This is a genomic window from Bacillus cereus group sp. BfR-BA-01355 (assembly GCF_022663675.1).
GTDB classification, from domain to species: domain Bacteria; phylum Bacillota; class Bacilli; order Bacillales; family Bacillaceae_G; genus Bacillus_A; species Bacillus_A thuringiensis_S.
Map to the genome: position 1 here is coordinate 1 of NZ_JAKUFY010000135.1, position 12,598 is coordinate 12,598.

The window sequence follows — 12,598 nt, forward strand, 5'->3', positions numbered from 1 at the left end:
CTATAAGAGCTATCTGGTGACCATGGTAAAAGGAGTCTTATCATTAGTACGATCCACAGCATATATTGCCATCGGGGCGTTAATTTATTTCTAAATAGTACTTTTATACATAAAATAAATCCAACTAATATGCTAGCCATAAGTGACGTTTCTATAAGCCAATCAAAAAAATGAGGAAGGTATACATTTATAAGCGTGTCTATCATTGTTATCTATCCTTCCTCTTGTTCTCCTCTGTCTTCTCATCTAAAATGCGTTTCAGTTCATTAATATCTTCTGAAGACAATTTTTCCTCTTTTAAGAAATTAACAAGTAATGGCTTAAACGCTGCGCCGCAAAAACGCTTTAGCAAAGATTTTGTTTCAACTTGTAAATAATTATCTTGTGATACTAACGGATAATAAGCATACATGCGCCCTTTATCTTGATGGTAAGAAACAGCTTCCTTTTGTACTAACCGATTAATTAATGTACGGATTGTTTTCGGTTTCCAATCCATTGCATCTTCTAGTTCTTCTATAATTTCATTCGCTGTTTGTGGAGAGTTAGACCAAAGTACTTTCATAATTTCTAATTCAGCTTCAGATATTTTAGGTAATTGATTTGTCATAAACATTTCACTCCTTCATATTACATTTGTAATCTACAATTAAGATTACAAATGTAATACTTAATTGTCAACCATATTTTAGAAAATAAAGTTTCAGTTAAACCTTACTTAACAACAACAAATTTCCCTTTTTTCAAATAATCAAATAAAAAAACAAGAAAATCTTTACATTTAATAGTAATATAGAAAATAGACAAGTTTATCAAAATAGTGGAGGCTTTTTCAGTCATGATGCGTGCGCTTCGTTTAAATATAAAGCAAGCTTTTTGTAGTCGTATTTCTTTAATTATTATGTTTAGTGGATTCGTTCTTATTTGTATTTATCACTATTACTATGTCATTCGTTATTTAGGAGACGCTGCGAGTGGGCCTATTTCAACAGATATAAAATGGATCGGATTTCGCGACAATGAAATGGATGTTTATTTATTATTAATGCCAGTTATTGCGAGTTTTCCCTTTAGTACAAGTTACAATTCGGATAAGTCAGATGGTTTTAAACCGTTTGTCAGTAAGGGGATTTCTTTATTTCCTTATTCAGTAATGAAATATATCGTTACGTTTTTTTGCGGAGGATTTCTTTATACATTTCCATTCATCTTATCGTTATTATTTTGCAAATTAACTATTCCAGACGGAGAACCTACGGCAGGTTCAGGCATCATAAATGATGACGGAATGTTTGCAAACCTATATTTCGATGCACCTCTCACTTACATTACTGTATATATCGGAATTAATTTTTTATTTGCAGGTTTAATGGCCCTTTTAGGACTTGCTGCATCTGTATGGTCACAAAAGGACTATATGGCAATTCTCTTTCCATTTGCAGTTGCCTCCATTCCGTACGTCCTGCTAAATACAATATTTCCTTCAATAGGCGGAGCACCTATTCATTTATATGATCCGAAACAACCATTGCAAGGCATGTCACCGTACATTTTAACGATGCAATGTGCTTTCTTCCTTCTCGTTAGCTTATTCATGTATATACAAGGAGTAAAGCGGGATAGAAAAAAATATAGAAGAAGATTGCAAAAAAGAGAACGGTGTAGAAAATCGTTTCAAGCAATTTCAGACTAAATAATTGAATGAATAAGAGCGTAATTCCCTAAGTTAGCTTAGAGGATTACGCTCTTATTATCATTACTCATATAGTCATCCCCCTTTACGGCGTACCTGCCAATCCCCATAAAATAACGACCGCCGCAAAATAAATCGCTTTAATACCTACAACTGAACATAATAAAATAATTGCATATGTACTTAATGCTCTTCTTGCACCTATTAAAGTAAAAATGACTGCCAAACTAAACGTTACATAGGACGATGCTGTATGTATTAAGTTATATGTAATATCCAAATTTTGAGTAAGTCCTGTTACCTCCGCTACAAATTGGAGCATGACGATTGTACTAAACAAAATCGCAAGCTGATTCATTAATTTTCCATTTAACCACGCTTGCATCTTTAACCTCCTCATTATAAAAAGCTGAATTTTCAATTAATTTTAACATGATTTTTACAGAAAAAGAACGCTCAGTATATCTCTAAGCGTTCTTTCATGACTATTTAAGAAGCTTTCTTCAAATCGATTTGAGCAAGTACTGGGTCGTGGTCACTTACACGTCCATGTTCTTTCATAATGTTTGAGTTTAAGTGTACTGGATCTACAATTGTGTGCGGTGCGATGTTGTTTGTTACTAAAATATGATCTAACACTTGTGCATTTCCTTCATGAATGTACGTGTAGCGGTTCTCTTTCGGCACTGTGTTTAACATATTTTTTAAGTTTGTTCCTTCTAGTGTTTTTAGTGGTTTAGCGAACTCAAAATCGTTCATATCTCCTAACACAACAACTGGTGCATTCGTGTTCTTTTTCTGAATTCCTTGTACGAATTGATTTACTTCTTGCGCTAATTGAATTCGTTTTTCTTCACTCTTTAATACGAGCGGCTGCACTTTTCCAAATGGCGTTGCATCTCCTATTTTTGAGTTTAAGTGATTTGCAACGACAACAACGTTTTGTCCTTGGAACGTAAATTCTGCTGCAAGCGGTTTACGTGTACTTTCAAATAATGGATTTTCGTCTCCAATGCGAACGACATTTTTATCAAGTAACTTCGGTACTGCTACTAATTTCACGCGTGATGAGTTGTAGAAGAAACCGACGCGAATATTCGCTCCTGGTGCTCCTCCGTCTAGATTATTGTTCGGAGCAATTTCTACATACTCATACTTTGGTCCACGAATTTCTAGAACTGCATCAATGATACGTTTTGCGCTTAATGAAGCATCTGTTGTACCGTCATTAATCGTTCCATTATTATCTTGCATTTCCTCTACACCGATAATATCTGGCATTTTTAAATTGTATTTAATAGAATACGCTAACGCTTTTACTTTTTCATCTGTTGTTTCTTTTTTATTCGCCGAGAAGTTTTCAATGTTATATGTAGCAACTGTTAACTTATCAAGACGAGGCTGAATATTCGCCCCTACTTGCTTAAATCCACCGTCCACTACTGATGGTAATTCTGTTATTGGCGAAATGCGGAACGAACCGTAATCATATCCGACTACCCCTGTTATATCTCCAGTGAAAGTATCTCCTACTTTTGCTACATAATCACGAGGGACTTTTACAGAAAGACGCTCTGGGTTTAATTGATTTTCGTCTAATACAGGTGTGCCGTATTTCGTTACGACTTTATTTCCGCCATTTTCTACTGTTACATATAAATTTCCGTTTTTCTGAGGTGCAATAATTTTTGGCGTTGGCATCGTAACGCGCATACCTTCTATACTTTCATAAAAATCGATTGCATCTTCAGTTGGATCAAATAAGCCGAATGCATCATTATCGATAATTTGATCTGGGATTTTCACACCGTTTTCTCCAAGTACAATCGGTGCTGGTAAAGGTTGATCTTTTGCGATTACAGCAACGCGGCTCGCTTTAATTTCCGTCGTCGTTAAATCTGTGTCAAACCTTTCTGCATACCCAGGTCCAACATATTCTTCTACTTCTCCATCAACTTGAATAAGATCTCCTACCGCTACATTCGCATCTTTTTTGTATACGTACATACCTTCTGACGTAGCTGGATCATTATCCGGCTGGTTATCTCCTATATAAAAAACATTTTTATCAAGTGCTGTTACAACGCCTTCCACATTGTATACTTTCTTCCCTTTGTAAGGAGAAACATGTGATTTCCCTTGAATATCATGAATACGAACTGGTTCATTATTTACGATAATAAATGAAAATGTTGAAACCGCTGAAGAAGTAAGCCCTTCTTTCTCTGCGATTGCTTTAATCACACTATTTTCATTCACTACAATTTGTCCGTTATAACGAACACTCTTATTTGTAGGGTTAGAGCCATCTAACGTATAGTAGATTGTTGCTCCTTCTGTATTCGTTGTTAATGTTACCGCTGTTCCCTTCGCAACTTCTCCACTACCAGGCGAAGCTACTACATCGCTAACACGGTTTTGTCCTTCCCCTTGAAACTTATGAGCTGTTACCGATTTTAAACCTGGGCTACTAAAATATAATTCAAGCGTCCCTGTTAAACTAACTTTCTTCCCGATATTTTCAGGATGATCTTTCACGTTTACTGCCGCTCTCACATCACCCTTTGGCAACTGAACAGGCATGATTTTGTCTGGATTCGTTTCATTTGGCGAATCCGCAATTGCTACGTTTGTATCATCAAACTTAGCCGGATCTTTCGTGTATTTAGAAGGACTTTGCGTATATCCAACGATATATCCTTCCACTATTCCCTTCGTTTTCCCTTGCTGTTTAAATACTTGAATTGCTTTTTCTACTGACATAGAAGTCGTTTCTTCTGCTTGTACTAAAGTTCCAGTAAATGAAAGCAATAGTATGAATGATAAAAAGACACTTAACAATTTCTTCACAGTCATTTTCCTCTCCCTATTTCATATTTTCTCAGCATTTCTATCATATCAAATGATTCGTTATATAGAACTACATTTCGACAAGTTTTACAAAAAATTTATTTAATTTACAAGCTTTCAAACTATAATACAAAATAATAATTTTACACCTTCTACGAATGCGCTCTATAATGTTAGAGAGAGAAAACAAAAAATATCGAAATTTCATTGGCATGTAAAATGGATTCATTTGAATAGGAGTGATTGGATGGAAGTGCAAACAGAAACATACCGCGCAGCTATGAATGGAACATTAGAACGTCATTTTTCAGATATGATTGCTGTTATACCAACTAGGATTACGATTGAACAGTTAAAACAGCGGCTAGAGACTATCTCTACTAAAGTGGATGAATTAAAAATTGTTTACAGTGATGAGACAAGCCTTATTGTTGAGTTACATATGGATGAAACAATCATACCGTATGAACTGCATATTGATGAAACGAGCGATCCAGAAGAATATAAAATGTACAATAGACAAGATTCTACAATCGTAGATCGTAATTTTGAAGATGCTGCTTATGGCACTGAAATTTTCACTCGTACACTATTTGTAGGCGATGTGCTGGACTGCTTTTTCCAGCAGTTACAGTTTTTATGGAACCTCGCTCCAGACTTGTTATTTGTAATCGATTCAAGTGCAGCAATGAAAGTAATATCTAGAAGTTATATTGAATATCACGTTGAAAATGAATTATTACCTGACATTCCTGACTTGTACGTTATTCATTCTGTTTATGAAGACGATAAAGAAGGTGAGCCTACGCAATATTGGTTTCATACACATGGTCTTTTAAGAGCAGGTGTAACAGAAATAGAATTAATTATTCCAAATCGCATTTCGTCCTACTACGGCATTGGCGATCTTTTTCAAACATTTGCTAATAATGCCGTTGAGAATGGACAAGTCCCTATGAATGAGCCTATCGTAATCGCGCATAGTCAGCAAGGTTCTATACATACAGTAGCTGTTCCATGGGAAAAAGGATTATCTTATATTGGGCATAAAACGAGTATGGATCAATTATCTTCAATCGAGGATGAAGAAGTGAAACTACAACCAATAGATGCACAAAATATATTTCTTGGCGGAATGGATGACCGAGATGAATACCATCAATCTCCATCCGTTCTCTTATTCAAATTAAATGCTTCAGAAGAATATATTGAAAGTTTTTTCAAAGAACACGAGGAAGCTACAGGGCTCATGTTCTATAAAACAAATAGTGAAACCGATCGTATGGCTTACAATGCGGAAAATACTTTCGGGTATTTCAGCAACATTTTTCACATTGAACAATTGAATGAAGATTTTCGTTTCCTCGCTAAGTTTGGTGTCTCCTACGAAGAAGGAAAAAGTGAACATATGTGGTTTGAAATGCAAAACATTACGGAAGATTTTATTCAAGGAATACTCATTAATGAACCATATTTTATAAAAGATATGAGTGAAGGAAATAGTTATCAGTTAGATTTTGCTAACTTAACAGAGTGGGTTATTTATGCAGGGGATACCGTTATAAAGCCAAATAATTTATATATGTTTATTGGTGAATAAGTAACGAAACGCCTTCAATGTGATTGAAGGCGTTTCACTTTATTGTGCAATTAATTCGGTATCCATTACTTTCTCCAAATGAGATAGTACACGCTTTGCAGCTTTCTCAACTTGATCAATACAGTCCGGAAGACCAGAACCAGCGTAAGAACTACCTGCCAAGTATATTCCTGGCAACTCTTTTTCCATAAATGTTGTGAGTTTCTTCATTCGCTCGTTATGACCTACTGTATATTGGGGCATTGCTTCTTTCCAGCGGCTTACGACTGTAAACTCTGGATCCTCTGTAATATCCATCGTCTTTCGTAAGTCTTCTAGTACAAGCCTAACAAGTTCCTCTTCTGTTTGTTCTACAACTGCTTCATCACCAGGTCGTCCAACGTAACAACGAAGAAGCGTTTTTCCTTCTGGCGTTGTATGTGGCCATTTTTTATGTGTCCACGTACATGCTGTAATTGTGTAATCGCTATTTCGGGATACGACAAATCCTGTTCCATCAATATCGCGCTGAATGGCTGATTTCGGGAAAGCCATTGCCACATTCGCAACTGATGTGGACGGAATGTTGCGGAAGAAACGAAACTGCTTGTACTGCGCGAACATAGATGGCAATACTTTATGTGATGTTGCCACTACGACCGCGTCCGCTTCTATTTCTTTTCCGTTACTAAGAGCAATCGTATAACCATCACCAAGTTTTGCAATTTTTTCAATGCGTGTTCCCTTTATTATCGTACCTTCATGCATCTTCATTTCGAGAGATTCTACGATAGATTCTAAGCCTGTTTTCACTGTTTGAAAGATTCCTTTTTTCGGTTCAGATGTCTCTTTTTTCGGGGCAAGTGTACGCATGCCGAGTGAAATACTGCGATGCTTCTGCTCAATTTGATACATTTGCGGGAATGTTGACATTAAGCTCATTTCATCAATATCCCCTGCATAAATACCCGATAGTAATGGTTCTATTAAATTTTCAACCACTTCGTTTCCGAGGCGATGTCTGAAAAACTGCCCGAGTGATTGGTCAGATACTGGTTTTGATCTCGGCATTAACAGATCAAAACCAGCTCTTAGTTTACCAATTGGGGAGAACAGCTTGGAAAATAGAAACGGCGTAATTTGCGTTGGAATTCCCATCATCGATCCACTCGGCATTTTATGTAACCGATTGTTTACGAGGATAAATGATTGACCGGCCTTATTATTTACAAGTTCATCGCCAAGACCTAATTCTCGCGCTAATCTAGCTGCACTTTCTTTTCGTGCTAAGAAAGAATCCGGCCCGCGTTCAATTGTAAATCCATCTTTTCGAACGGTTTGAATTTTCCCGCCAAGTTTACCCGATGCTTCTATCAGTAATGTATCGATCGGCAAGTTCTTGTTATGAATTTCTTTTTGCAAGTTATACATTGTTGTTAATCCTGTGATGCCACCGCCGATGACTACAACTTTTTTCCTCAAGCATGCTCCCCCTTTCTTTTTACAATACAGATTCTTTTTTCTTTAATACAACATCTGTTAAGCAATCAATAAATGCGTCCGATGCATTTGGCATTTCTGGACGATAATATTTCGCGCCGATTTCATCTGTCACAACTTTACACTCAAAGTCATTGTCATATAAAACTTCTAAATGTTCCGCAACAAATCCAACTGGTGCGTATACGAATGAAGTATAACCGTACTTTTCATTTAGTTCTCTCGTTAAATCTTGTACATCCGGACCAATCCAAGGATCTGGCGTGTTTCCTGCACTTTGCCAACCTACTGCATAGTTTGCTACTTCAGCTCCGCGCGCGATATAATCAGCTGTTTCATTTAATTGATCTGGATATGGATCGCCCATTGCAATAATTTTCTCTGGTAAGCTATGTGCAGATACGATTAATACTGCTTTTTCACGCTCTGCATCTGACATACCGTTATATATACCTTTCACTGCATCAACCCAGTACTGGATGAATTTCGGCTCTTTATACCAGCTATCGATGCCGTGAATTGTTAAGTTCCCAAGTTTCTCAGCTTCTTCTTGTGCTCGTCCAACGTATGATTTCACGCTAAACGTAGAATAGTGAGGTGCAAGAACAAGTGCGATTGCATCTTGTATTCCGTCGTTATGCATATCTTTCACCGCATCTTCAATAAACGGTTCAATATGTTTTAAACCAAGATACATATGGTACTCTACTTCATCTTGTACTTCATTTAAACGCTTCTCTAACTTCTTAGCTTGCTCTAATGTAATAGTAGCTAAAGGAGAAATACCACCAATTGCACGGTAACGCTCTGTTAAATCTTCTAGCATTTCAGGACTTGGCTTTCTTCCTCTGCGAATATGTGTATAGTAACGTTCAATATCTTCTTCTTTATATGGCGTTCCGTATGCCATTACAAGCAAACCAATTTTCTTTTTCATACAGCAATTCTCCTTTACTTCGCTAACTGCCCTTTAGAGTATTCATGAATAAATGTAGTTAAACGTTTTAATGTATCTGGATTTACTTCTGGGAATACACCGTGTCCTAAGTTAAAGATATAACCAGGCTGTTTCATCCCTTGATCTAAAATACCTTTTACATGTTCTTCAATAACAGACCATGGTGCAAGTAAGAATGAAGGGTCCATATTTCCTTGTACCGCCTTATGAACGCCGCGTGCGCGCGCCTCTTCGATCGGTAAGCGCCAATCTAAGCCTACTACATCAAGCGGTAAATCGTGCCACTCATTCACTAAGTGTGCAGCTCCTACGCCGTGCATAATCATCGGTACACCCATAGGGCGAACTTCTGCAAAAATACGCTCCATTGCTGGTTTAATAAATACGCGGTAATCTGCTACATTTACTGTTCCAACCCAAGAATCGAAAATTTGAACTGCTTTTGCTCCTGCGTTAATTTGCGCTTTTAAATATGTAATAACCATATCTGCTAGCTTATCCATTAAAGCGAACCAAGCTTTCGGCTCTGCATACATGAACGCTTTCGTATTATGGTAGTTACGAGATGGACCGCCTTCAATCATATAGCTCGCTAATGTAAATGGAGCCCCTGAAAAACCGATTAACGGTACGTCTAACATTTCTGTCGTTAATAAACGAATTGTATCTAATATGTACGGTACATCATCTTCCGGATTAATTTCCCCTAGTTTTTCTACGTCTTGTAAAGAACGGATTGGGTTATCAATAACTGGCCCAATACCTGATTTAATTTCTACATCCACACCAATTGCAGGTAGTGGTGACATAATATCTTTATAAAGAATTGCTGCGTCTACGTTATATTGATCAACCGGCAATTTTGTAACGTAAGCACATAACTCTGGATTGTGTGTAATTTCAAATAAAGAATACTTTTCTTTAATCTTTCTATATTCCGGCTGTGAACGACCTGCTTGACGCATATACCATGCTGGTACATAATCGGTACGTTCCCCCCTACATGCTTTTAAAAATGTCTCATTTATAGTTCTTACCAAGACCCTTGCTCCCTTCCTTACCAATGCTTCGAATACGTTCGATATTTATCTTTTTTTACTATACAGCTTGTAAAAACAAAATGCATAATATTATGTACGTTGTTCATTAAATTGACACAAATATTCGTAAAAACGCTTACTATTTTCACAACATTCTTATTATAACACAGAGAAAAACTATGGTTTAGCTACTTTTGACTTTTCTCCTTCGCGATTCGTTTGTGTATTGTATGGTACAACGTAAAAGCTCGGTTTTGAAAATATGTTAACGAACTTTTCCTCATATTCTCCAGCACCATTTACAGTGCTAACATGCGTATGAATTCCGTTCTCCACTCTATAGATTCGGTACATAATTCTGTTATCTGGAAGTGGCGTCCAACTTAATTTTGCTTTAAATAAACCGAAAGGGCTAAATGATAGTTTCATTTTTACATCTTCAATTCTACGCAGCCGAATCGGAGCACCGATTGTTTCCACACCTTCAGGCTTCATAAACTTCTCTTTATGTTCTACATTAGCCTTCGTTAAAATTTTCTTAAACAATTTTGTCGCAGATGCACTTTCTCCTTGCAACTGATGTTCCTTATCCGTACGGTCATAACCAATCCAAACAGCGCCTACTAAGTTCGGTGTATAGCCGACGAACCACATATCTCTTGCTCCCTTATCGTCATTTGGCAATGAAGTTGTACCCGTTTTTCCAGCTAACGCACCGTTATATACACCTGCTCTCGCTGTCCCTTCCTTCACAACTCCTTCTAACATTTTCGTCATATACCATGCCGTCTGTTTCGAAAAAATTTTCGTCTCTACTTTCGGTGATTCCCCAATGACTGCACCGTGTCTATTTAATACTTTATCAATAACGTGCGGCTCAATAATATTGCCATTCGCTAAAAATGAACGATACATTTTTACAAGATCAAATGTTGAAACACCATTTTTCAATCCGCCAAGTGCTATACTTAAACCAGCATCTGCAATATGAACATTTCCTTTTTCTAAATATTGCTTTCCTTCTTCTACCCCTAACTCATTTAATAGAGAAACTGCTGGTACGTTTGCCGACTCTAGAATCGCATCATACATCGTCATTTCTTTTGAATACTCATGATTATAATTTCGAGGTTCATACCCTTCAAAAGAATTTCTTTCATTCGTTAATAAAGAATACGGATTATACTTTTTCGTTTCTAGTGCTGGTGCATAAACGATAAGTGGTTTTAAAACAGATCCGGGCTGCCTTTTGGCAAAAACACGATTAAATCCTCTCGGGACGTACTTTCTTCCCCCAATCGCCGCTTTAATCCCTCCCGTACGATTATCCATTAATAAAAATGCACCTTGAGCCCCCTCTTCTTTCCCAGGAAAATTCCTTGCATCTTGAAACTGGTTATACGCTACCTTTTGAATTTTTTCATCCATAGGTACGACAAACGTATATCCTCCGCGAAGTACTTCTTGATGAGACAACCCGTATAAACGAGCGGCTTCATCTATGACCATATCAATATACGGCATATATGCAAGCTCATTTTCATCTAAGTTTTTATATAGAGCAATTATCTTCCCTTGATAACGAACGCTTTCTTCTGCAGTCAAATAGCCTTGTTTATGCATAAGTGACAACACGAGATCGCGGCGTTCCTTACTCTTCTCTGCAGAGTAGTACGGTGAATATCCGTTTGGTGACTTCGGAAGACCTGCAAGCATTGCCCCTTCCTCTACTGTTAAATCCTCAACATTTTTATTAAAATACAGCTTTGCTGCTGCTTGAATACCGTAAGCCCCATGACCAAAATAAATATGATTCATATACATTTCAAGAATTTGTTGCTTCGTATATTTTTGCTCTAATTGAAGAGAAATTGCGACTTCCTTCAATTTGCGCGTAAATGTTTTTTCACGAGTTAAAAAGACATTTTTAGCGAGTTGCTGCGTAATGGTACTACCGCCCTCTAGCTTTTCTCCAGCTAACGTATCTTTATAAAGAGCACGGAATATAGACGGATAATCAATTCCTTGATGCTCATAAAAACGAGAATCTTCCACCGCAACAAACGCCTGCTGCACATACTTCGGAATTTGCTCGATCGGTACGAGCTCCCTATTTTCTACGTATAATTTCGTAATTTCTTTCCCTTTCTGGTCAACGATACGTGATGAAGAGTGGAAAACGAGCTGCTTTTCATCCATCATATAGCCACCAGCTAACACGATAAGTTTATAGAGTACAATCGCTACTATAAACGTTGCGACGCCACCTAATAAAGTCCACTTTACTTTCTTCATACATCGGCCTTCTTTCCAAATGATGGTACATTTATTATTTGAAAAAGAAGTATCTTTATGTATATAATCTTCGAAGTTTTTTAAGAGAGTTGATATAATAGAAACAAACTATTAAGGGGGCATTAAAATGAAGGCTATTATTTCATACGAAACACCTCTAGAACAATCACATTTCACTGCAAAAAATGATGAGAAAAATATGTTTTATAAAGAAAATACAGAAGAATCTGTAGAAGGCTCACTTCAGTATGACGTACTAGATGCTGTCGGTGAATTTAAAGGACAATCTGGCTATATCGTTTGTAACAACATTTCTGTCACAGACGAAGGTCGCCCAGTATTTGAAAACCGCTTTAAAAACCGTGCAGGCCTTATTGAAAACGAACCAGGATTCCAAGCGATCCGTGTTCTACGCCCATTAAGTAACGATACATATGTCATCTTAACGATGTGGGAAACAGAGCAAAACTTTAAAGACTGGACAGAATCACGTTCATTCGAAAACGCTCATAAAAAACGTCCCACGCAAGCAGAAGGAACACCTCAGGCTCAAGCGCATCCACATGCCGAACAGCAAAAGAGTATTTTCTCTCGTCCGTCGTTCGTGACTACTTTTGATGTGTTAGTTTAATTAAAAAGTGATAAAACACTGACAGTACGTGAAATTATATTAACGATTTTTC

11 protein-coding genes are annotated in these 12,598 nt (G+C 37.1%); 3 read left to right on the top strand and 8 right to left on the bottom strand.

What is annotated here, in order from left to right; all coding sequences use genetic code 11:
- Positions 1-206 (bottom strand): M56 family metallopeptidase (locus MR167_RS27780; RefSeq protein WP_276575832.1); only part of this gene is annotated, 206 nt, incomplete at its 3' end.
- A gap of 2 nt (positions 207-208) precedes the next feature.
- On the bottom strand, positions 209-610 hold the full coding sequence (locus MR167_RS27785) for a BlaI/MecI/CopY family transcriptional regulator (RefSeq protein WP_000184503.1): 402 nt from the start codon (positions 608-610) through the stop codon (positions 209-211).
- 228 nt (positions 611-838) lie between these two features.
- On the opposite strand from MR167_RS27785, the gene MR167_RS27790 reads away from it, so the two are divergent.
- Positions 839-1,693 carry a hypothetical protein gene (locus MR167_RS27790; RefSeq protein ID WP_048559624.1) on the top strand — a complete coding sequence of 285 codons (855 nt, stop codon included), beginning with the start codon at positions 839-841 and terminating at the stop codon, positions 1,691-1,693.
- Positions 1,694-1,778: 85 nt separating this feature from the next.
- Here the strand turns inward: MR167_RS27790 and MR167_RS27795 are convergent, their stop codons facing one another.
- Both MR167_RS27795 and MR167_RS27800 read right to left on the bottom strand, forming a co-directional pair.
- A complete protein-coding gene (locus tag MR167_RS27795; protein WP_098130001.1) occupies positions 1,779-2,078 on the bottom strand; it encodes a hypothetical protein in 300 nt (99 codons plus the stop codon).
- 104 nt (positions 2,079-2,182) lie between these two features.
- A complete protein-coding gene (locus tag MR167_RS27800; protein WP_242315990.1) occupies positions 2,183-4,549 on the bottom strand; it encodes a DUF6359 domain-containing protein in 2,367 nt (788 codons plus the stop codon).
- Between the two features lie 241 nt (positions 4,550-4,790).
- On the opposite strand from MR167_RS27800, the gene MR167_RS27805 reads away from it, so the two are divergent.
- Positions 4,791-6,143 carry a DUF4026 domain-containing protein gene (locus tag MR167_RS27805; RefSeq protein WP_242315992.1) on the top strand — a complete coding sequence of 451 codons (1,353 nt, stop codon included), beginning with the start codon at positions 4,791-4,793 and terminating at the stop codon, positions 6,141-6,143.
- 39 nt (positions 6,144-6,182) lie between these two features.
- Here the strand turns inward: MR167_RS27805 and hemY are convergent, their stop codons facing one another.
- The 4 genes from hemY to MR167_RS27825 all read right to left on the bottom strand — a co-directional run bounded on the left by hemY (position 6,183) and on the right by MR167_RS27825 (position 11,915).
- Positions 6,183-7,604, bottom strand: a complete 1,422-nt coding sequence (gene hemY, locus MR167_RS27810) for a protoporphyrinogen oxidase (RefSeq protein WP_242315994.1) — start codon at positions 7,602-7,604, stop codon at positions 6,183-6,185.
- 19 nt (positions 7,605-7,623) lie between these two features.
- A complete protein-coding gene (hemH, locus tag MR167_RS27815; RefSeq protein ID WP_200462553.1) occupies positions 7,624-8,559 on the bottom strand; it encodes a ferrochelatase in 936 nt (311 codons plus the stop codon).
- A 14-nt stretch (positions 8,560-8,573) separates the two neighbouring features.
- Positions 8,574-9,620, bottom strand: coding sequence for a uroporphyrinogen decarboxylase (gene hemE, locus MR167_RS27820; protein WP_000252609.1), 1,047 nt, complete (start codon positions 9,618-9,620; stop codon positions 8,574-8,576).
- A gap of 177 nt (positions 9,621-9,797) precedes the next feature.
- Complete coding sequence (locus MR167_RS27825; RefSeq protein ID WP_242315996.1) at positions 9,798-11,915, bottom strand: transglycosylase domain-containing protein; 2,118 nt, start codon at positions 11,913-11,915, stop codon at positions 9,798-9,800.
- A gap of 127 nt (positions 11,916-12,042) precedes the next feature.
- Between MR167_RS27825 and hmoB the strand changes: the two genes are divergently transcribed.
- Positions 12,043-12,546, top strand: coding sequence for a heme-degrading monooxygenase HmoB (hmoB, locus tag MR167_RS27830; RefSeq protein WP_242315998.1), 504 nt, complete (start codon positions 12,043-12,045; stop codon positions 12,544-12,546).
- Positions 12,547-12,598: the final 52 nt, after the last annotated feature.